Raw genomic sequence first — 19,982 nt, 5'->3', positions numbered from 1 at the left:
ATCCGCGCCATAGGGAGAGAGTCTGTTTGCAGCAAAGCCCTCTCAGCAGGAGAGGGCTTCAAATCACAGTTCAGTCAAAACGCGAAACAAGAACAGCCCAGCGCGCCCCAGAATGCATTGTTATCCGACACTGGCACCGAAGACTGGCGCGCGACATCGTGCGAGTGGCTGTGCACACCACAGGGGCCGCTGCACTGATGCACTTTCGGCATCATCGCCGCACGACCACTGGCTTGTGGCGGGGCGCTGCGATAGTGGCCTGGCATGGTGACCACCGGCGACCACTCAGGCAGCACCGGCACCGGCGGTGGTGACAGCGGCGTGAACCCGCCCGCGGCATACACCACTTCACCATCGACCAGCGTCAACACCGATTCAATCCCTTTAATCTCCTCTTCCGGCACGCTGAAGAAATCTTTCGATAGCAGCACCAGATCCGCCAACTGACCAACTTTGATCTCACCTTTAGCATTCTGCTCGCTGGAGAACCACGCGCTGCCTTTGGTCCACAGCATCAGCGCAGTTTCACGGTCAATACGCGCATTGTCATCATACAACTGCATGCCGCCGACGGTGCGGCCAGAGACCAGCCAGTAAAGCGCAGTCCAGGGGTTATAGCTGGCGACGCGCGTGGCATCGGTGCCCAAACCAACCGGCACGCCCGCATCTAACATGCGTGCTACCGGCGGAGTCTGTTTGGCGGCTTCTTTGCCGTAGCGATCGACAAAGTATTCGCCCTGGAACGCCATACGATGCTGCACTGCCAGTCCGCCGCCCAGTGCTTTGACGCGCTCAATGTTGGCTTCGGTGATGGTTTCGGCGTGGTCAAAGAACCAGTGCAGGCCGTTGAACGGAATATCGCGGTTCACTTTCTCGAACACATCCAGCATGCGGCTGATCGATTCGTTATAGGTGGCATGCAGGCGGAACGGCCAGCGATGCTCCACCAGATGGCGCACCACGCGCTCCAGTTCATCTTCCATGCCGGGTGCCAGATCGGGGCGTGGCTCAAGAAAATCTTCGAAATCCGCCGCCGAGAACACCAGCATCTCGCCCGCACCGTTGTGACGCAGGAAATCGGTGCCCTGGCCCGGCTTCAGCATATCGGTCCATTTCTCGAAATCGCCCAGTTCGTTACCGGGATTCTGAGTAAACAGGTTGTAGGCGATGCGCACCGTCAGCTGCTTTTTGGCGTGCAGTTCGGAAATCACATCGTAATCATCGGGATAGTTCTGGAAGCCGCCGCCTGCGTCGATGGCGCTGGTCAGGCCAAGGCGGTTTAGCTCGCGCATAAACTGGCGGGTAGAGTTGACCTGCTGTTCCAGCGGCAGCTTAGGGCCTTTCGCCAGCGTGGCGTACAGCAGCATGGCGTTAGGGCGCGCAATCAGCATGCCGGTCGGGTTGCCATTGCTGTCACGCTGGATTTCGCCGCCCGGTGGGTTCGGCGTGTCTTTGGTGTAACCGACCACCCGAAGCGCGGCACGGTTAAGCAGGGCGCGGTCATACAGGTGCAGAATGAATACCGGGGTATCCGGCGCGGCGGCGTTGATCTCGTCCAGCGTCGGCATGCGGCGTTCGGCAAACTGGAATTCGCTCCAGCCGCCGACGACGCGCACCCACTGCGGTGAAGGCGTACGCAGCGCCTGTTCGCGCAGCATGCGTAGCGCATCGGCCAGCGAGGGTACGCCTTCCCAGCGCAATTCCAGATTGTAGTTGAGACCGCCGCGAATCAGGTGCAGGTGTGAGTCGTTAAGGCCGGGAATACCGGTGTGACCTTTGGCATCAATAATCTGCGTATCGCTACCCGCAAAGCGCATCACTTCCGCTTCACTGCCCACCGCGAGAAACTTGCCGTCTTTGATCGCCACTGCGGTGGCTAAAGGGTTGGCGCGATCCACCGTATGGAATTTGCCGTTGGTAAAAATCAGTGAGGCCGTTGTCATCATCTTTTCTCCAGTCAGATTACGCGTTGCGGCCAATAAGCCACTGTTTCAACACTCGGGTAACGATCGGCATCCACAAGAACACCACCAGTGCCACCACGCTGGCATCATTCAGCAAGTGGCCCCACAGCGTGCCGTGCGCGGCGGGCAACACCAGATTCCAGAACCACGGCACCAGGTTGGTGGAAGGAAAAATCACGCCCAGCGTCAGTAAGTATTGTTTCCATTTCGCCGGTTTGACCTGGCCTTTTTGCGTCGGGGTGAACCAGAACGCGGCACCGGGGCGTACTTCGATATGTTCCGGCTGCGCCAGCATTGCGGGCAAGTCTTTGATCAACGCTTTGCGCTGATCTGATTTTAGCCAGGCGTACAGCTCATCCAGTCCGGTAAAACGAATCAGCACGGTGTACGCATTGTCGCCGTGCACCGGGCGCAGTACGTTGACGCCGAGGTGGCCAGGAAAGCTCGCGGCCTGCGGCATGATGGTGTCGAGCCACTGCTCATAACTGGCCTGCTGTTCCTGCAGGATGCTGTGGGTAATCACCAGCGTGACGTGGTTGGCTTGTTGTGAGTAATTCATCGTAAGTTCCTGAGTTTCCGCTGGTGAAAGTGCTTGCGTCGTTGAGTAAAAAAATACGAAATGAGAGCGTTTATTGATAACGGATAGATTTTGGGTTGTTGTTCAACAATTTTTGGGGAGGCATGGGGAATGCGTTTAAACCTTGAGGCGCTGCTGATTTTGGATGCGTTGGATCGCCACGGCACCTTTGCCGCTGCGGCTGCGCGTTTGTTTAAAACTGCGTCGGCGTTGAGCTATACCGTGCAAAAAATGGAGAGCGATCTCAAGATCACGCTACTCGATCGCTCCGGCCATCGCGCTACCTTCACCCCGACCGGTCGCTTGATGCTGGAGAAAGGCCGCACTCTGCTGCGCGCGGTGAATGAATTAGAGCAACAGGCACGCTACGTCGAAAGCGGCTGGGAGAGCCAGCTGGTGATCAGCGTCGATGCCTCGCTGCCGTTTCGCATTCTGACCCCGCTTATCGATCAGTTTTATCAGGAGCATCCGCATACTCAGCTGCAATTCCGCCAGGATGTGCTTTCTGGCTGCTGGGAAGCGCTCAACTATGGCGAAGCGGACATTGTCTTTGGCGCGGTGCAGGAACCCGCCACGCGCAAAGAGATTGTCTGCCAGCCGCTCGGATGGCTGGATTATGTGTTTGCCGTCGCGCCGGAGCATCCTCTCGCTTCAGCACCCGAGCCGCTGCTGCGCGAACAGATTCGCCAGTACCGCGCGGTGACAGTGCATGACTCGTCTCGCCATGGCGCAGGTATCGATTTACGCGTGCTGGATGAGCAGAAGACCCTGAGCGTGCACGACTTCCCAGCGAAATTGCAGGCGCAGCTGGATGGTTTGGGCTGTGGTTATCTGCCGTTGTATCTGGCAAGACCGCATCTGGAAAATGGGGCGCTGGTGGCACGTCAGCTGGATAGCGAATGCCGACGTGATATGGCGTATCTGGCGTGGAATGAGACCGCGACCGGCAATGCGGCCACCTGGTGGCGTGAGCACCTGCTCACGCTGCCAGGGTTGCAGGAAATTTATACGCCCGCGTAAAGCGTCGTTATATCGCAATGTGGTGACTGACCTGAGGGGCTTCTTCACCCTGATGATATTGCAGAACGGCCTGCTGAAGTTCGGCATCGGCGTGCGACACACGCTGGTGTTGACGCATATGCTCCTGCCAGGACTCCACCATAAACCACTCCAGCAGCGCTGTCGGATCATCGGTTTGCTCCATCAATCCCCATGAATAGGCGCCATCGCGACGACGTGACTGCGCCAGCTTGTGAATCGCTTTTTTGAACGCGGCGCGATCTTCCTGCGGCACGCGGTAGCGAATTTGAATCAACACCGGCCCATGACGCACATCGACATCGTCGTGCACAACCGGCATGGCCCAATGCTCAGCGGGTTGCAGATCGGCTTCACCCGCAGGCAGCGACAGACGTTTCAGCAGCAGGGCAGTAATCACCAGACCAGCCCCGGCAATCAGCAGTGTGCTGGCCATACCGAGCTGCTGCGCGATCAAACCCCACGCCAGACTGCCACCGGCCAATGTGCCGTTGAACACCATCAGATACACCGCCAAACCGCGACCGCGCACCCAATCAGGCAGCACCGCCTGTGCCACGCCATTCAAAGTGGTCAGCGCAATAATCCAGCCGACACCCAGCACCAGCATCAACACTAGCGCCAGCCACTGCGGCGGGCTCATCGCCAGGGCCAGCATCACCAGCGCGCTTAGCACCGCTGAGAGCAGCATCAAACCATCGTTACTCAGCTTGCTACGCAGACGCGGCAACAGCAGCGCACCGGCAATCGCGCCGCCGCCTACCGCACCCAGCAGCAAACCATAAAAACCGGCGGTACCTTGCAGCATGGTGCGCGCTACCAGCGGCAGCAGCGCCCAGATGGCACTGGCAAAGGCGAAGTACATCGCAGCGCGGAACAACACACGGTGCAGTTCACGACTGGCTTTGACATAGCGCAGGCCCGCGCGGAAGGCACCAAAGAAGTGTTCATTGAGTTCGGTTTTGGCTTTCGCCGGACGTTTCCAATACAGCAGGGCAGCAATAACGAAAAAATAACTCGCCACATCGGCACCGTATGCCGCCATGGCGCCTAAACTTGCCAGCAGTAAACCGCCGGTAGCGGGGCCGATGGCGCGGGCAATATTGATCCCCAGCGAGTTGAGCGCCACGGCGTTTTTCAGCTCATGGCGCGGCACAAGTTCGGGGACAATCGCCTGCCAGGCCGGGCCAAACAGCGCGGCACCAATGCCACCGACAAAGGTCAGGCCGATCAGCCATTCCACGGTGAGCCAGTGATTGTGCGACAGCACCAGCAGAGTGCCGCTGACGCTGGCCATCAGAATCTGCACCACGATCAGCAGACGGCGGCGATCGACGATATCGGAGAGTACGCCAGCGGGCAGCGCCAACAGGAACACTGGCAAGGTGGCGGCGGTTTGCATCAAAGCCACGGCGGTCGGGTTATCGGATAATCCGGTCACCAACCAGGCGCTGGCAACGTCGCGGATAAAGCTGCCGGTGTTGCCGAGTACCGAGGCAGTCCAGATCAGGGCGAACAGCCCGTAAGCGAAGGGAGAAAAAGCGCCGCCGCGCGGTGTCGTTGGGTTTTGCTGGCTCATCATCGTGTTCCTGTAAATGTGCGATGTATGCACCTTACGAATCCCGCGAGGCGCTTGATAGCGGAAAAAATCGGCCAACTTGTTCAGGCTTTTTTGACAGCCTTTTAGGGCAAAAATCTTTGAACGAGTTGTCAAAATCTCTGCTTTAGGTTTTTGCAGCAACCGAATGTAGTTTGATTAGCAGACACAACATCACTCACTTAACGGAGCAAAAAACATGAGCACATTCAAAGCGAAAGACGGAGTTAACCTCTACTACAAAGATTGGGGCAAAGGTCAGCCAGTGCTGTTCAGCCATGGCTGGCCGCTGGATGCGGATATGTGGGATAGTCAGTTGAATTTCCTTGCCGAGCGCGGCTATCGTGCCATCGCGTTTGACCGTCGTGGCTTTGGTCGCTCCGAGCAGCCGTGGGAAGGTTACGATTACGATACCTTCGCCGATGATATCCATGCGCTGATTGAGCATCTGCAACTGGACGACATCACGCTGGTGGGCTTCTCAATGGGCGGCGGTGATGTCTCACGTTATATCGGTCGCTACGGCACGGCGAAAGTGAAAGGGCTGGTGCTGCTGGGCGCGGTGACGCCCATCTTCGGTAAGACGGATGATCATCCGGAAGGGGTTGAGGCGGCGGTGTTCGATGGCATTAAAGCGGGTTTGCTGAAAGATCGTGCGCAGTTTATCAAAGACTTTGCGACACCGTTTTATGGCGCCAACGCGGGCCAGACTATTTCAGATGGCGTGATGATGCAGACGCTGAACATTGCGCTGCTGGCCTCACTGAAAGGCACGATCGATTGTGTGACAGCCTTCGCCGAGACGGATTTCCGCGCCGATATCGCCAAAGTGGATGTGCCGACGCTGGTGATCCACGGCAGCAACGATCAGATTGTACCCTTCGAAGCCACCGGTAAGCTGGTGCACGAGATGATTGAAGGGTCAGAGCTGAAAGTGTACGAAAACGGGCCGCACGGTTTTGCGGTGACTCACCAGGATCAGCTGAACGACGATCTGCTGGCGTTCCTGCAGGGAAATAAATAAGCGGATGTTGTGTAGCGGCGCGATTGATTGTGTTAACTGGCAGCAATATTGCTGCCATCAGATGCGCGGCTTCGATAACGTTCGGTGATAAAAAAGGGCGCCGAGGCGCCCTTTCTGTTTTTTTAATCCGCCAGCAGATGCCCGTACATGGTCATCAATCGACGCGTTACGCCGTTGGTCCAGCCAAAGCCATCCTGCAGCGGATATTCACCACCGCCACCCGGACGGGCGCGATCGCCGCTGATGTCATACTTCTCTACCAGCTTGTGATGCAGCGAATAGAAGTTCTTCACCGTGTTCAGCCAGTTAACGGCAATCTCTGTCGCCAGCGTCTCTTCACCGTAATGATTCAGGCCAACTATCGCCATCCACTGCAGCGGCGCCCAGGCGTTCGGTTTGTCCCACTGTTCACCGCTTTCTACCATCGATGTCAGCAGGCCGCCCTGAGTCAGCAGCAATTGACGCAGCGCAATAGCTTGCAGATGCGCCTGCTCTGGCGAAGCCAGGCCGAGGAACAGCGGCACCACCGCTGCGGCGGTAAAGGCACCAAAACGCTCATCGCGCCAGTTGTAATCGCGGTAAACGCCTGCGGTGTCATCCCACAGGTAACGATGGATCGCCTGCTTACGCGTATCGGCTTTTTTCTGCCACGCCAGCGCCGTCAGCTCTTCACCTTTGGCGTGTGACAGCGTGGAGATCATCAGCTCCAGCTTGTAGAGAAACGCATTCAAGTCCACCGGTATAAACTGGGTGGTGCGGATGCTGGCCAGACGCTGCGGATCGCGCAACCAGCGGGATGAGTAATCCCAGCCCGATGCCGCACCCGCACGCAAATCGCGATACACCTCATTCGCCGGTCGGCTCGATTTACTGGCGGTTTCCACATCTTCCATCCACGACTCATCACGCGGCGTGTCGCGGTCATCCCAGTAACGGTTAAGCAGTGAACCATCCGGCATACGCACCACATGGCGGTAGGCCTGATGCGGCATCAGCTCGCCGGCCCCATCCATCCAGAACTGATACTCTTTCATCAGTTGATCGAGATAGCGTTTGGCACCGCGAATACCGTCCTCTTCAAACAGCTCCACCATTAAAGCGAAAACAGGCGGCTGTGAGCGACTGAGATAATAAGTCCGGTTGCCGTTGGGCACGTGACCGTAGTTATCGATCAGCCACGCGAAGTTATCTGCCATGTCGCGCAGCAGATCGTCACGCCCGGCATCCGCGAGGCCGAGCATGCTGAAATAGGAGTCCCAATAATAGGTCTCACCAAAACGCCCGCCAGGCACCACATAAGGTTTTGGCAGCGGCAGCAGCGACGAGTGCGATAAATGCTGTTGCGGCATCTTGGTTAACACGGGCCACAGCTCGTCGATATGTTCCGTCAGCGATTTATCCGGATTGGAAACATAAAAACTTTCATTCACCTGCGGCAAATAAAAATGGTCGTGCACGAATTTTTCGAGATCGAATTCGGCCGAGCGACGCGTGCGGCGATAGCGGATTAATATATCCAGCGGATCAAATTTTGGCGCACAGTCCGGGAAGGTTTTACCATCCGCGAATATGCGTGACATTTGCACGTGCTCGAACAGTTCAAGATAGCGATCGGCAGGGGTAAGCGCATCTGGCGCGGGCAGACCCTGGATCAGCTCCGGTTCCGGCTCGGAATCCTCCATGCCTTCGCGGATAAATTCGTGAGGATCGTATTGATACCCCAGATCAGCATGGGCTTCGTGTTCCCCGAAAGCTTGACGTTGCTGGTTAGTATTAATAGCGGCCTCCTGAAATTGCCTGGTTGCTCAAAGGACAAATTATAGAGCTTTGAATAGCCGAGACAACAATGCGAAATATCTATGAACGTAATAAATCTTGTCGATTGATCCGGCTTTTTAGTGAATTTACAGCGATTACAACAAGCTATATTTCAGGAAATGAAAGCAGTGTTTTAAATGGTGGTTCAAATCAGCGCACAGAATTATCTGTAAATAAGAAAATCGCCATTATTTGGCTTAAATATCGCGCTTTGCTTTGATCATTTGGTGGCATACGAGACGGGAATCAGGCCAGCTTACGCTGGCCTGAACAAGCATTACTTCGCCAGCGTGGCTTTAATCACCTCAGCATACGGCGTGGTGGGGCGACCAATCAGTTTGCTCAGCGCACGGCTGTCATCGAACAAGCCACCTTGCGCGGCGCCGGCATCGGAATCTGCCAGCAACTCTGCCAGCGCATCCGGCAAACCGGCACCTTTCAGCGCGGCTTCGAACTCCGCAGGCGGCAGGTTGATGTAATCCACTTGCTCACCAGACTGTTTAGCAATCTCAGCGCTGAATTCGGCCAGCGTGTAGCTCTCATCGCCAGCCAGTTCATACACTTTACCCGCCTGATCGTCACGGCTGATGACTTCAGCCGCTGCGGCGGCATAATCCTCACGTGAGGCTGAAGCGATGCGACCTTCACCGACCGCGCCAATAAAGGCGTGATGCGCCAGCGCCGGGGCAATGCTGGCGGCGTAGTTTTCGGTGTACCAGCCGTTACGCAGCAGGGCATACGGCACGCCGGAGGCTTGCAGCATCGCTTCCGTGGCGCGGTGCTCTACGCCCAAACCTAACGATGAGGTATCCGCATGCAGCAGGCTGGTGTAAGCGATAAATTTCACGCCCGCTGCTTTTGCCGCATCAATCACCGCCTGGTGCTGCGCTTCACGCTGGCCGACTTCGCTGGAAGAGATCAGCAGCAGTTTGTCGACGCCGCTAAACGCGCTTTTCAACGTTTCCGGCTTGCTGTAATCCGCCGCGCGCAACGTCACGCCCAGCGCTTTCAAATCGTCTGCTTTCTCAGGTGAACGCACTGCCGCAATCACTTCGCTGGCAGGCACTTTTTTCAATAACTCGTTAATCACTAAACGGCCCAGTTGGCCTGTAGCACCGGTAATCGCAATCATGATGTTCTCCTTCAGTTTGAGCTGGAATGAAATCAACCTAAGGGATAAACTAACTTTTAGTAAGTACTTACAGATTTGTTAGTTTGGAAGAGGCAGCATAAATGTCTGAAAAATTGAGTAATAAATTTATCCGTGGTGAGCTGCTCAATGTGAATTGCCCTTCACGCGACGTGCTCAAACGCATCACCAGCCGCTGGAGCGTATTGGTATTATTAGCGCTGCGCGAAGAAACGCTGCGTTTTAGTGAGCTGCGCCGCAAGATTGGTGGCGTCAGCGAACGCATGCTGGCGCAAACGCTGCGCTACATGGAAGAAGATGGATTCATCGAGCGCATCGCCTATGAAGTGGTGCCGCCGCATGTGGAGTACCGCCTGACGCCGCTCGGGCGTGAAGTCGAAGGCCATGTGATTGGCCTGGCCGACTGGCTGGAAAGCAATGTGCATCGCATTGTGAAGGATAACGCGGAGGCGTAGCGGGGCACATTTTCCCGCTACGCCTAAATGGAACGGTTATCCGTGCAGATACTTCTCAAACCACCCCAACGTCCGGCTCCAGGCCAGCTCGGCTGCTGCCTTGTCATAACGCGGGGTCGAATCATTGTGGAAACCATGATTCACGCCGGGATAGATATAGGCTTCATAGGTTTTATGGTTGGCTTTCAGCGCCTCTTCATACGCTGGCCAGCCTTCGTTGATGCCTTTGTCTAATGCGGCATAGTGCAGCAGCAGCGGGGCGTTGATGCGCGGCACGTCTTCCGCTTTGGGCTGGCGACCATAAAACGGCACTGCACAAGCCAGTTCCGGGAAGGCCACTGCAGCCGCATTGGCCACGCCGCCGCCATAACAGAAGCCGGTGATGCCGACTTTGCCGGTGCCTTCTTCGTGATGCATCAGGAAATCCACAGCGGCAAAAAAGTCGTTCATCAACTTGGTGGGATCGACTTTGGCCTGCATCGCGCGGCCTTCCTCATCATTGCCGGGATAACCGCCCATCGAGCTCAGGCCATCCGGTGCTAGCGCGATATATCCGGCTTTCGCCACGCGGCGTGCGACATCTTCAATGTACGGATTCAGTCCGCGATTTTCGTGTACCACCACTACCGCGCCCACTTTGCCGGTTGCTTTGGCTGGACGCACCAGATAGCCGCGCACCTCGCCATGACCCTGCGGGGAAGGGTAGTGGATGTATTCGGGTTTGATCTCGGGATCGGTGAATTCTACCTGCTGCGCCAGCGCATAGTTGGGGCTCATGGCGGTGAGCAAGGTGGCTCCGGTCATGCCGGCGATGGTGAATTTGGCGGCAAGGGTGATGAACTCACGTTTGCTGATCCTGCCGTGTGCGTAATAGTCGTATAACTCAAGCAGTTCCTGGGGAAAATCCTGTGCGGTAAGACGGGTCATAACCTCTCCTTCGCTGATTAACCGATGGCTTTGCTGCTATAAAAAAGCACAGCGGGTTAACGCTTGCAAACGCTATGCCGCAAAGCGTTAAGAGAGAGAGGAGCGCAATGTGCCCGGCCCAGGTCTGGAAAATATATCCTTTGGTTTTAAAAGAGGGCTATTTTAATTAACAATTGAAATAACGTCATGTTGCCTGGAATTATTGACACGCTATCTTGCGAGAAATTTAATTAACCTTCCTGTCGTCCGCATTAAAAAATAATTAAATGAGCGAGTTAACTGATAACGCTGAAGTCTTAGCGGAAAATTAATAACAACGTCGTTACAATAAGCGAGGGCTGTTAACCTTAGATCAGTCATATCAATCAATTAGTCTCTGACCGAGACAATGATCGCCATCAAAAAATACTGTTATAGTTTTATAGACTTCCTCTGTTTATTTTCGTTCTGACTGCTTCCCTTTACATTAGTGCGACCTTTCTTCCGATATGACGAAATAGTTTCCCGCACGCTGTTGTTAATTATAAGTAAAAATTCCAGTGCACTTTGTGGCAATGAGGTAAGCAATGTTTGGATTAGATGCCTTTCACCTGGCAAGGATACAGTTCGCCTTTACTGTCTCCTTCCATATTATCTTTCCGGCCATCACCATCGGTCTCGCCAGTTTCCTGGCGGTACTCGAAGGGATGTGGCTGAAAACCCGTAACGAGACCTATCGCGATCTCTACCATTTTTGGTCCAAGGCCTTTGCCGTGAATTTCGGTATGGGCGTGGTCTCCGGGCTGGTGATGGCCTACCAGTTTGGGACGAACTGGAGTGGTTTCTCGCAGTTTGCTGGCAGTATCACCGGTCCACTGCTCACCTATGAAGTGTTAACTGCCTTCTTCCTTGAAGCCGGTTTCCTTGGGGTGATGCTGTTTGGCTGGAACCGCGTTGGTCCGGGTCTGCACTTCTTCGCCACCTGCATGGTGGCGTTGGGCACCATTTTCTCGACGTTCTGGATTCTGGCCTCTAACAGCTGGATGCACACCCCACAGGGTTACATCATTGAGGGTGGCGTCGTGGTGCCGCAGGACTGGTTGAAAATCATCTTTAACCCGTCATTCCCGTTCCGTTTGCTGCACATGTCCACCGCTGCCTTCCTGGCGAGCGCCTTCTTTGTCGGCGCTTCTGCGGCCTGGCATCTGCTGCGCGGCAATGACAATCCAGCCGTGCGCAAGATGTTCTCGATGGCGCTGTGGATGGCGTTGATTGTCTCACCGATTCAGGCGTTTCTCGGCGATGCGCACGGGCTTAACACACTGGAGTATCAGCCAGCAAAAATCGCGGCGATAGAAGGGCATTGGGAAAACAAGCCGGGTGAAGCCACGCCACTGATTCTGTTCGGTGTGCCGGATATGGAGCAGGAGCGCACCAAATATGCGCTGGAGATTCCCTATCTCGGTAGCCTGATCCTGACGCACAGCCTCAAGAAGCAGATCCCGGCACTGAAAACCTTCCCGAAAGAGGATCGCCCAAACTCCACCGTGATTTTCTGGTCGTTCCGCGTGATGGTGGCGCTCGGCTTGTTAATGATCGGTATGGGAGTGATCAGCCTTTGGCTGCGGGTGAAGAAGCGCCTGTATCAGTCGCGGCCGTTTTTGTGGTTCTGCTTGCTGATGGGGCCATCGGGACTGATCGCCATTCTGGCGGGATGGATCACCACCGAAATGGGTCGCCAGCCGTGGGTGGTGTATGGCGTGCAGCGCACCATTGATGCGGTCTCCGCACATGGCAATCTGCACATGAGCATCAGCCTGATGGCATTCATCGTGGTCTACTGCTCGGTGTTTGGTGTCGGCTATCACTACATGATGCGCCTGATTAAACAAGGTCCGGTGACCGGTGAAGGTAGAGAAGTGGCGCACGGTGGTCCTGGCGAGCAACACACTCCGGCTCGTCCGCTGTCTGCGGCCAATACCCATAAGAACGGGGAACGCTAATCATGATCGACTTTTCAATAATCTGGTTCGCCATCATCGTGTTTGGCACCCTGATGTATATCGTGATGGATGGCTTCGATTTGGGTATTGGTCTGCTGCTGCCGTTCAACAAAGATCCGATCGAGCGTGACATGATGGTCAACACTGTGGCGCCAGTGTGGGACGGTAACGAAACCTGGCTGGTACTGGGTGGCGCGGCGCTGTTCGGCGCTTTTCCGCTGGCCTATTCGGTGCTGCTGGATGCACTATCGATCCCGTTAACGGCGATGCTTATCGGTTTGATTTTTCGCGGCGTGGCGTTTGAGTTCCGCTTTAAAGCTACTGAAGAGCATCGTCCGTTCTGGGATAAATCGTTCATCGCCGGATCGCTGCTGGCGACTTTTAGTCAGGGCGTGGCAGTGGGCGCCATCCTCAATGGTTTCCCGGTGTCTGGCCGTGAATATGTCGGTTCAGCGATGAGCTGGCTGGCGCCGTTCCCGCTGTTCTGCGGTATTGGCTTAGTGATCGCTTATGCGCTGCTGGGTTGTACCTGGCTGATTATGAAAACTGAGCTCGACCTGCATCGCAAAATGTCAGCGCTGGCCACGCCGCTCACCGTGACGCTGCTGTTGGTGGTCGGCATTATCAGTGTCTGGACGCCGCTCACCCACGCGGATATCGCGCAGCGCTGGTTCTCACGTCCTAACCTGTTCTGGTTCCTGCCGGTTCCGCTGCTGGTGGTGCTGTGCTCGTGGGGGATTGTGCGAGCCATCAAACGTGAGGCGCATTACTCACCGTTTCTATTGACGCTGGCGCTGATTTTCCTCGGCTTTTCCGGCCTGGGCATCAGTATCTGGCCGAACATCGTGCCCCCGTCGATCACCATCTGGCAGGCCGCGTCTCCGGCCAGCAGCCAGGCGTTTATGTTGGTGGGCGCTTTACTGATTATTCCGGTGATTCTGGGCTACACCTTCTGGAGTTACTACGTGTTCCGCGGAAAAATCAAAGCCGATGAGGGGTATCATTGATATGCCAATCGAAGTCAGCAAAATGAAAGACAGGGTAACGCCGTCGCCATGGTGGAAGCGGGTGTTGTGGCTGGTCATTATTTATGGCGCCAGCGTACTGGCACTCGCTGTAGTGGCATCACTGTTTCGTATGATGATGAACGCGGCAGGCATGCATACGCACTGAGTTTACGAATTAACAAGTTTCGCAACAGTGTGCACCCCGTTACAAAAATCGCGTGAAGGTCGCTGGTAATGGCGACCTTATTCACATTATCGCAGCGTGAAAATTGACCTTAAAACGTTAGTCACCTAAGCAATTAATGCTTTTCCCGTCTCGTTAGCTTTACTCTTCCTTACGTTAGTAATACGTTTTTGTTATATTTATGTGACTAATCGCGCAAATTCATTACCTTCACACTTATCACTCGATCAAAAAAATCATGCTCAGCCTGAATCTTAAAAAACAGTACATCAACGATCTGGTGGACTGGATAGAGGCGAATCTGACCGACGAGCTTAATATCGATCTGATTACCCTGAAATCTGGTTACTCCAAGTGGCACATGCAGCGCATGTTCAAAGAGATGACCGGCCAAACGTTGGCCTCTTACACGCGCAAACGTCGACTGACCATGTCAGCGATGGCGCTGAAACTGACCAGCATGCCGCTCATCGATATCGCCGTGCGCTTTGGTTTTGATAACCAGCAGAATTTCACGCGGGTGTTCAAAAGCCACTTCTCCATGACGCCGGGTGCCTATCGCCGCATTCCGGAAATGCTGATGAAGGATTTCCACAGCCGCATCTCCACGCAGCGCTCCTGGGTCAATGCGCGTCTGGCGGAGAAGCCGGAGTTGCAGTTGTGTGGCGAAGTGATTGAGTGGGAGTGCCGCTTTGGCGAGTACATCGACCATCACAATCAAGTGGTGGCACAACATACCCGCGATTTTGTGAACTTTGCGGGTAAGCATGTCAGCCGTGGCTGGTTGGGGTTCCAGTTCAGTCCAGGCGTGAATTCGGCCGATCAGCAGCACATCAGCATGTTCCAGGCGCTGGAGAGCCAGTACGCCGATGTTCTGCCGCGTAACGTGCAGAACTGGACCGGCGAAAGCGGTTTGTATGCGGAAATTGACTGGCACGGTGCGCCGGAGGAGATCAACGCGTTCACCGCCGAGATTTACTATAACCATCTGCCAGCACTGGGCGTGGCACGCCGGGCAGGTAAAGATTTGCTGAAGCTGGATCTGAAATACAGCACGCCAGATTTGCTGCAGGGCACTTTCTACATTCCGGTCTCGACCTGCTAATGCATAAATCGTGCGGTTAACTGTGATTAACCGCACGATTTTATAAAATATTCGCCATAACTGGCGTAAAATCCTCCCTTGAAACCTGATTGGCCGCGTAAAACACCAGCCGCCACACATCAGGCTGGATAATCACCTGCATTCCTGGTCCGCTCTGGACCGTCAAAGTGAAAAAGAAAAAATTATGCGACTTTTACCGTTGTTCCTCATGACAGCGCTTGTGGCGTTTTCCTCGCTGGCAAGTGCTCAGATGGCTGAGCCTTTCTCTCCGCCGGGCGGCCTGCATCCCCATCAGACTCACTGCCAGCAGCATGAAATTGTGGGTGATAATCCGCTGCCGCAGCACAGCCAGGATGACAATAGCTTCGTCAACTGCGGCAACCATCAGGCCTGATTTCCCTCTCGTTTTACCGCGTTCTAACCACTTTATCGATGACACGCCGCACGTTTGATGCGGCGCGATCGTTGCTTGCCGTTGCCCACTAATCGAACTCAACGCTTCTGCAGAGGCATTCGCAGCGGTTCTCTCTGAAACCCCGTCGGCGTTAATACCTGCCCAGGCCACACCGAAAAATCTGCAACTTTTCCCAATAGCATTTTTCGGCATTGCATCGAAGATATATCATAGATATTCTTCCCGGCGTCAGATGAGAATGATTTTCGATAACGTTTGACGTAAACGACTCTCAAGTTGCGGTATTGTCAGCTGAAGGGTCAGCAATCCTGCCACCCTGGATGGGTACAGCAGGTTCGCATTCAGTAACGCCTTTGTCTGGAGAGATCTCTTGCAAAAAGACACCAACGATCGCGCCCCGAAGCGCGTACGTAACGAATTACGCTTTCGCCACATCACCGTGGCGAGCAAGACCTTAATCGCCGGGGAGTTCTGGCGCATCGAGTTTACCGGCAGCGATCTGGCGGGCTTTAATTCGCCATCGTTTGACGATCACATCAAAGTGTTCTTCCCGGACAGCGCAGGCAGTACTTTGGCCTTGCCGCAGATGACCGAGGAAGGGATCGTCTGGCCAGGCGGCGTGCGCCCGGCTGCGCGTGACTACACGCCGCTGACTTTTAACGGTACGGATTCATTGACGATCGACTTTTATATTCACGATGGTGGCGTGGCCAGCAGCTGGGCTAATGATGCGAAGCCGGGCGAACAAATCGCCATGGGCGGCCCGCGTGGATCCTGTGTGGTGCCGGTGGATTATGCCTGCCAGATTTACGTGTGCGATGAGACGGGTTTGCCAGCCTTTAAGCGCCGTTACGCTGAGATGCAGGCGCAGCAGATTCATCTGCTGGCCTACGCCGATGAAACCACCGGGCGTGATTACCTCGGCGACCTGCCGAATGTGCAGGTGACGTGGCTGGGCAGTGGCACTATGCAGGTGGATAACCTCGGCCCGCTGATCGCGCAGCTTGATCAAATCTCACTGCCAACTGAAGAGTACTTCATCTGGCTGACGGGAGAAGGCGAGGCGGTGAAATTGCTGAGCGACTACTTTACGCAACGCCGTGGTGCACACACTGATTTCGTACGCGCTGTGGCCTACTGGCATCAGAAATAACCGACTTCACCGCGCCAACCGCCGCCTGTGTTGAATTTTGCCAGGCGGCAGACTACTATCAACCTCCCTTAATTGACCTCAGGGAAGGCAATGAAACATCAGCGGGATTTTCCATGGCAGTCCGATAATGCACAGCGTGCAATCTGTGCAGGTGCGCGTAAAAAGCGCCGTGAAAGGATGCTGGATGCCAGTGATATCCGTCTGTTGATGCTGCACTTCCTGGCAAATGGATCGGCACATGGCTATGAGCTGATCAAGTCGGTTGAAGAACTCTCGAAAGGGGAGTACTCCCCCAGCCCCGGCATTATCTATCCCAACCTCACTCTGCTTGAAGAGATGGATGCAATCCGTGTGGTGGATGCACACGCGTCGCGTAAGGCGTATGCACTGAACGAGGGCGGCAAAGCGTTACTGGCAGAGAACGGCGACAATATTGCCACCATTATTGAGCGCCTGACGTCATTAGCGGTTCTGGTGAATAACCGCAGTATTCCAGAAGTTGAACAGGCGATTCATCATATTCGGCATACGCTGAACCATCGTTTGTCGCAGGAAGATATTTCTCCTGAGGCGCTGGAAATTGTGATTAACGCTTTGAATGAAGCAACAGAAAAAATCGCCAGCAGTTAACCCTCGCAGGCATTAACGTTGTGATTTTCTGTCAAGGGCGCAATCTGGCGCCCTTATTGAAACCCTCTTTAGGGCTTTTTCTTATCCACGTGCCCCAACTCGCGATCCGGCCAGCAGAAATCACGCACGCGCTGTTTCAGCGCTGCCGCATCCGGGAATCCGCCTTCCTGTTTACGCTCCCAAATCACCGTGCCATCAATCGAGATTTCAAACACGCCACCCGTGCCAGGTTTCAGCGTCACCGCGCTCAAATCTTCGGCAAAAGTGTGCAGCAGTTCCTGCGCCATCCACGCGGAACGCAGCAGCCAGTTGCACTGAGTGCAGTAGTAAATCGTCACAGCCGGTTTTTGCGACATCGGGTGCCTCTTCTTAATTATTGATAATAAACAAGTTAACAAATTGTGCGGTCTAAGATACATCTTAGTGTAAAGTTTATTGATAATGATTACCAATTGCATTACATTCCTGACGAAATTATTTATTACATAAAATAAGTCCACACTTTTTACGGTTTATTAACGCATTTCGCGTTTTTTTGGCGGCAATCCAGTGAGCGAATACTAACAATTAACCAGGTATTTCGCGCATGTCTTCACTCTTTCAGGGAATGACCCAGCAACGTCTGTTTAAAGTTGCCATTTTGTCTTCCGCTATTCACGCAGCTTGCAGCTACGCGGCCAGCGACAACACGACACTTGCTGTTTCTTCGGATAAATCTACTCGCAGCGAACCCACGCTGACCGTTACTGCGCCTAAACAGCAGGCGGGCAACAAAACCACCATCACCGCCAGTGAACTGCAAAAACGCGGCGCGAACGATTTCGGATCAATCATGCGTTATGAGCCGTTAATCAGCGCGACAGGTTCCAGCGGTGGCTCATCTTCCGGCAAAAGCGGTTTCGACCGTGCGGGTTACACCGGCTATAACATCCGTGGTCTGGAAAGTAACCGTGTGGGTATGGATATCGATGGTATTCCGATTCCCGATGCTACAGGTCGTCCATACGTCAGCCGTACCGGTAACAATACTTTTGGTATTGGCCGTGACTACATTGACCCTTACATGTTCGGTAGCGTTGATATCGAAAAGGGCGCCACCGCGGTGGATCAGCCAAACACCTCTATCGGGGGTAATGTCTCGTTCCACAATAAAACGGCTGATGATTATCTCAGCAACGTGAAAAATACCTACTTTGGTTATGAGAGCGGATACGACTCTTCGAACCGCAGCTGGCACAACGGTATCACTGCTGCAGCCGGTGATGACGAACTGCGTGGCCTGTTTGTCTACAGCCGCCGCGATGGTCAGGAAACCGAAAACAACAGCGGCGTGATTGATGCCTATCCGTCTAACTGGCACTCAGATGCTTTCATGACTTCAGGCATCTGGCAGCCAAACGATCAGCATAAATTCACTGCGACGTTTGACTACTACCACAAAACTAATCACAGCCATTACGATACCTGGGACTCCAGCGGTAACACCGTTTGGGGTACTGCGCAGCAGCAGAGCGATACTCGCCGTTGGGGCATCAACCTGGCCGATGAGTGGACGCCATACAATGACTTCATTGATACGCTGACCACTCGTGTTTACTGGCAGCAGACTCAGGCGCATGACAATACTTATCTGCCGACCAGCGCCAGCCAGTACGGTTACGTCTACTCTGATTTCAACGTTGATTCTTACGGCTTCGACACTCGCGGGACGAAAACGCTGGGTCGCCATGAGCTGAGCGCCGGTTTCAACGCGCGTCTGGATGACTCTGAGCGTCCATTCCGTCAGGAACCCGCGCCAAGCACCTTCAGTGTCATCACTCAGCCGCAGTCTGACAGCCGTTCCTATGCGGTGGCGGGTTACATTCAGGATAAAATTAATTTCGATTTGGACAGCCACAACTTCGCCATTATTCCAGGCGTACGTGTGATGTATCAAAACACCAAACCGAAAAACCTGGGCGACCTGACCAATGGCAGTGCGGTGTTAACCGCGGATCAGGTTGAAGCGTTGTACGGCAAAACGAACTCCGACACGCAGGTCTTGCCATCACTGACCTTCCAGTACGATCTGACTCCGGCGCTGACCACCTATCTGCAGTACAAGCGTGGTGTAGAATTCCCAACCACCAGCCAGCTGTATGGTTCATGGAACCTGGGTTCGAGCTATGCGGGTAGTGCGCAATATGCGCTGATTGGTAACACCGATCTTAAGACCGAAACCAGCAACAACTTCGAGTGGGGCCTGAAAGGGGAAGCCGTCGAAGGCGTAACGGTTAACACTTCTGTGTTCTACAACCAGTACAAAAACTTCATCGCCTACACGCGCTACAGCCGTGCCACCAGCCCGGCGATGTTCGTCAATGTGCCGAGCAATATCTACACCAGCTACCAGGCTGAAAACCGCGACAAGGCCTACATTTATGGTGCTGAGATTTCCACCAAAGTGAACTACGGCACCTGGTTCCCTGAAGTAGATGGTCTGAGCAGCACCTTCGCGCTGGGTTATAACCAGGGTAAATCTAAGTCCAGTTACTCCGGCGACAAGTACATTGATCTTGATAGCGTCTCGCCAATGAAAGCGATTGTGGGTCTGGCATGGGATGACGTCCAACGCGGCTACGGCGCGGCGCTGACGGCCACCTTCGTCAAAGGCAAGAAAGCCACGGCCACCAACCGTGAAAGCTACACCAACACCGGCAGCGCGCTCACGGATTCTTCTACGGATTACATGCGTGTCCCGGGTTACGGCATGGTGGACGCAACGGCTTACTGGCAGGCGACTAAGAACGTCAAACTGAGCGGCGGCATCTACAACATTACTGACCGTAAGTACTGGGATTACTCCAGCAGCCGTACGCTGACCGGTACCAATGCTCAGACGCGTAATGACATTAACCTGGCTGTGATGCCAGGCCGCACCTTCCAGCTCGGTGTGAACGTCGACTTCTAATCACTT

At 54.6% G+C, this 19,982-nt stretch carries 19 protein-coding genes; 12 read left to right on the top strand and 7 right to left on the bottom strand.

Translation table 11 applies throughout. The features are described 5' to 3' along the window. Window positions 1–74 precede the first annotated feature (74 nt). Both ACXI0A_RS18040 and ACXI0A_RS18035 read right to left on the bottom strand, forming a co-directional pair. Window positions 75–1,943 carry an amidohydrolase family protein gene (locus ACXI0A_RS18040; RefSeq protein ID WP_476151002.1) on the bottom strand — a complete coding sequence of 623 codons (1,869 nt, stop codon included), beginning with the start codon at window positions 1,941–1,943 and terminating at the stop codon, window positions 75–77. Window positions 1,944–1,962: 19 nt separating this feature from the next. After that, window positions 1,963–2,523 (bottom strand): antibiotic biosynthesis monooxygenase, encoded by a 561-nt coding sequence (locus tag ACXI0A_RS18035; RefSeq protein ID WP_476147392.1) that lies wholly within the window; start codon window positions 2,521–2,523, stop codon window positions 1,963–1,965. A 129-nt stretch (window positions 2,524–2,652) separates the two neighbouring features. On the opposite strand from ACXI0A_RS18035, the gene ACXI0A_RS18030 reads away from it, so the two are divergent. Further along, window positions 2,653–3,561 carry a LysR substrate-binding domain-containing protein gene (locus ACXI0A_RS18030; protein ID WP_476147393.1) on the top strand — a complete coding sequence of 303 codons (909 nt, stop codon included), beginning with the start codon at window positions 2,653–2,655 and terminating at the stop codon, window positions 3,559–3,561. A gap of 7 nt (window positions 3,562–3,568) precedes the next feature. On the opposite strand, the gene ACXI0A_RS18025 is transcribed toward ACXI0A_RS18030, so the two are convergent. Beyond that, window positions 3,569–5,158 carry an MFS transporter gene (locus ACXI0A_RS18025; RefSeq protein WP_476151004.1) on the bottom strand — a complete coding sequence of 530 codons (1,590 nt, stop codon included), beginning with the start codon at window positions 5,156–5,158 and terminating at the stop codon, window positions 3,569–3,571. Between the two features lie 217 nt (window positions 5,159–5,375). Here ACXI0A_RS18025 and ACXI0A_RS18020 point away from each other — a divergent pair, with 217 nt between their 5' ends. After that, window positions 5,376–6,200: an alpha/beta fold hydrolase gene (locus tag ACXI0A_RS18020; protein WP_476147394.1), complete on the top strand. Its 825-nt coding sequence runs from the start codon at window positions 5,376–5,378 to the stop codon at window positions 6,198–6,200. A 122-nt stretch (window positions 6,201–6,322) separates the two neighbouring features. Here the strand turns inward: ACXI0A_RS18020 and treF are convergent, their stop codons facing one another. After that, window positions 6,323–7,978 (bottom strand): alpha,alpha-trehalase TreF, encoded by a 1,656-nt coding sequence (treF, locus tag ACXI0A_RS18015; RefSeq protein ID WP_476151005.1) that lies wholly within the window; start codon window positions 7,976–7,978, stop codon window positions 6,323–6,325. 68 nt (window positions 7,979–8,046) lie between these two features. On the opposite strand from treF, the gene ACXI0A_RS18010 reads away from it, so the two are divergent. Further along, the gene (locus ACXI0A_RS18010; RefSeq protein WP_224933533.1) at window positions 8,047–8,238 is read left to right on the top strand and encodes a hypothetical protein; all 192 of its coding nucleotides are present in this window, start codon (window positions 8,047–8,049) and stop codon (window positions 8,236–8,238) included. Between the two features lie 57 nt (window positions 8,239–8,295). Here ACXI0A_RS18010 and ACXI0A_RS18005 read toward each other — a convergent pair whose 3' ends face one another. Further along, the gene (locus tag ACXI0A_RS18005) at window positions 8,296–9,150 is read right to left on the bottom strand and encodes an SDR family oxidoreductase (protein WP_224933532.1); all 855 of its coding nucleotides are present in this window, start codon (window positions 9,148–9,150) and stop codon (window positions 8,296–8,298) included. A 101-nt stretch (window positions 9,151–9,251) separates the two neighbouring features. Here ACXI0A_RS18005 and ACXI0A_RS18000 point away from each other — a divergent pair, with 101 nt between their 5' ends. Continuing rightward, on the top strand, window positions 9,252–9,623 hold the full coding sequence (locus ACXI0A_RS18000; protein WP_182057477.1) for a winged helix-turn-helix transcriptional regulator: 372 nt from the start codon (window positions 9,252–9,254) through the stop codon (window positions 9,621–9,623). Between the two features lie 36 nt (window positions 9,624–9,659). On the opposite strand, the gene yghX is transcribed toward ACXI0A_RS18000, so the two are convergent. After that, a complete protein-coding gene (gene yghX, locus ACXI0A_RS17995) occupies window positions 9,660–10,550 on the bottom strand; it encodes a YghX family hydrolase (RefSeq protein WP_034823298.1) in 891 nt (296 codons plus the stop codon). Window positions 10,551–11,116: 566 nt separating this feature from the next. Between yghX and ACXI0A_RS17990 the strand changes: the two genes are divergently transcribed. From ACXI0A_RS17990 to ACXI0A_RS17960, 7 genes are all read left to right on the top strand, one after another. Continuing rightward, on the top strand, window positions 11,117–12,532 hold the full coding sequence (locus tag ACXI0A_RS17990) for a cytochrome ubiquinol oxidase subunit I (protein WP_476147395.1): 1,416 nt from the start codon (window positions 11,117–11,119) through the stop codon (window positions 12,530–12,532). A gap of 2 nt (window positions 12,533–12,534) precedes the next feature. Next, a complete protein-coding gene (cydB, locus tag ACXI0A_RS17985) occupies window positions 12,535–13,539 on the top strand; it encodes a cytochrome d ubiquinol oxidase subunit II (RefSeq protein ID WP_476147396.1) in 1,005 nt (334 codons plus the stop codon). A 1-nt stretch (window position 13,540) separates the two neighbouring features. Further along, the gene (locus ACXI0A_RS17980; RefSeq protein ID WP_476147397.1) at window positions 13,541–13,705 is read left to right on the top strand and encodes a DUF2474 family protein; all 165 of its coding nucleotides are present in this window, start codon (window positions 13,541–13,543) and stop codon (window positions 13,703–13,705) included. 256 nt (window positions 13,706–13,961) lie between these two features. After that, window positions 13,962–14,828 carry a helix-turn-helix domain-containing protein gene (locus ACXI0A_RS17975; protein WP_224933528.1) on the top strand — a complete coding sequence of 289 codons (867 nt, stop codon included), beginning with the start codon at window positions 13,962–13,964 and terminating at the stop codon, window positions 14,826–14,828. Window positions 14,829–15,012: 184 nt separating this feature from the next. Continuing rightward, complete coding sequence (locus ACXI0A_RS17970; RefSeq protein ID WP_224933527.1) at window positions 15,013–15,222, top strand: hypothetical protein; 210 nt, start codon at window positions 15,013–15,015, stop codon at window positions 15,220–15,222. Between the two features lie 391 nt (window positions 15,223–15,613). Next, the gene (locus ACXI0A_RS17965) at window positions 15,614–16,396 is read left to right on the top strand and encodes a siderophore-interacting protein (protein WP_476147398.1); all 783 of its coding nucleotides are present in this window, start codon (window positions 15,614–15,616) and stop codon (window positions 16,394–16,396) included. A gap of 90 nt (window positions 16,397–16,486) precedes the next feature. Beyond that, window positions 16,487–17,026, top strand: coding sequence for a PadR family transcriptional regulator (locus ACXI0A_RS17960; RefSeq protein WP_224933525.1), 540 nt, complete (start codon window positions 16,487–16,489; stop codon window positions 17,024–17,026). 68 nt (window positions 17,027–17,094) lie between these two features. Here ACXI0A_RS17960 and ACXI0A_RS17955 read toward each other — a convergent pair whose 3' ends face one another. Beyond that, window positions 17,095–17,382 carry an Rdx family protein gene (locus ACXI0A_RS17955; protein WP_097118073.1) on the bottom strand — a complete coding sequence of 96 codons (288 nt, stop codon included), beginning with the start codon at window positions 17,380–17,382 and terminating at the stop codon, window positions 17,095–17,097. Between the two features lie 230 nt (window positions 17,383–17,612). On the opposite strand from ACXI0A_RS17955, the gene ACXI0A_RS17950 reads away from it, so the two are divergent. Further along, on the top strand, window positions 17,613–19,976 hold the full coding sequence (locus ACXI0A_RS17950) for a TonB-dependent receptor domain-containing protein (protein ID WP_476147399.1): 2,364 nt from the start codon (window positions 17,613–17,615) through the stop codon (window positions 19,974–19,976). Window positions 19,977–19,982: the final 6 nt, after the last annotated feature.

This window comes from Pantoea sp. C1E2, from assembly GCF_056491465.1.
Note: the sequence above shows the minus strand (reverse complement) of the source record. Positions and strands in the feature narration are given on the sequence as shown.

Excerpts from the sequence above, each read along its gene's own strand:
- ACXI0A_RS17980 (WP_476147397.1), top strand. The coding sequence starts at position 13,541 with ATGCCAATCGAAGTCAGCAAAATGAAAGACAGGGTAACGCCGTCGCCA.
- ACXI0A_RS18000 (WP_182057477.1), top strand. The coding sequence starts at position 9,252 with ATGTCTGAAAAATTGAGTAATAAATTTATCCGTGGTGAGCTGCTCAAT.
- ACXI0A_RS18005 (WP_224933532.1), bottom strand. The coding sequence starts at position 9,150 with ATGATTGCGATTACCGGTGCTACAGGCCAACTGGGCCGTTTAGTGATT.
- ACXI0A_RS17960 (WP_224933525.1), top strand. The coding sequence starts at position 16,487 with ATGAAACATCAGCGGGATTTTCCATGGCAGTCCGATAATGCACAGCGT.
- yghX (WP_034823298.1), bottom strand. The coding sequence starts at position 10,550 with ATGACCCGTCTTACCGCACAGGATTTTCCCCAGGAACTGCTTGAGTTA.
- ACXI0A_RS18040 (WP_476151002.1), bottom strand. The coding sequence starts at position 1,943 with ATGACAACGGCCTCACTGATTTTTACCAACGGCAAATTCCATACGGTG.
- ACXI0A_RS17970 (WP_224933527.1), top strand. The coding sequence starts at position 15,013 with ATGCGACTTTTACCGTTGTTCCTCATGACAGCGCTTGTGGCGTTTTCC.
- ACXI0A_RS18030 (WP_476147393.1), top strand. The coding sequence starts at position 2,653 with ATGCGTTTAAACCTTGAGGCGCTGCTGATTTTGGATGCGTTGGATCGC.
- ACXI0A_RS17950 (WP_476147399.1), top strand. The coding sequence starts at position 17,613 with ATGTCTTCACTCTTTCAGGGAATGACCCAGCAACGTCTGTTTAAAGTT.
- ACXI0A_RS18020 (WP_476147394.1), top strand. The coding sequence starts at position 5,376 with ATGAGCACATTCAAAGCGAAAGACGGAGTTAACCTCTACTACAAAGAT.
- ACXI0A_RS18010 (WP_224933533.1), top strand. The coding sequence starts at position 8,047 with ATGCGAAATATCTATGAACGTAATAAATCTTGTCGATTGATCCGGCTT.
- ACXI0A_RS18025 (WP_476151004.1), bottom strand. The coding sequence starts at position 5,158 with ATGAGCCAGCAAAACCCAACGACACCGCGCGGCGGCGCTTTTTCTCCC.
- ACXI0A_RS17975 (WP_224933528.1), top strand. The coding sequence starts at position 13,962 with ATGCTCAGCCTGAATCTTAAAAAACAGTACATCAACGATCTGGTGGAC.
- ACXI0A_RS18035 (WP_476147392.1), bottom strand. The coding sequence starts at position 2,523 with ATGAATTACTCACAACAAGCCAACCACGTCACGCTGGTGATTACCCAC.
- cydB (WP_476147396.1), top strand. The coding sequence starts at position 12,535 with ATGATCGACTTTTCAATAATCTGGTTCGCCATCATCGTGTTTGGCACC.
- ACXI0A_RS17990 (WP_476147395.1), top strand. The coding sequence starts at position 11,117 with ATGTTTGGATTAGATGCCTTTCACCTGGCAAGGATACAGTTCGCCTTT.
- ACXI0A_RS17955 (WP_097118073.1), bottom strand. The coding sequence starts at position 17,382 with ATGTCGCAAAAACCGGCTGTGACGATTTACTACTGCACTCAGTGCAAC.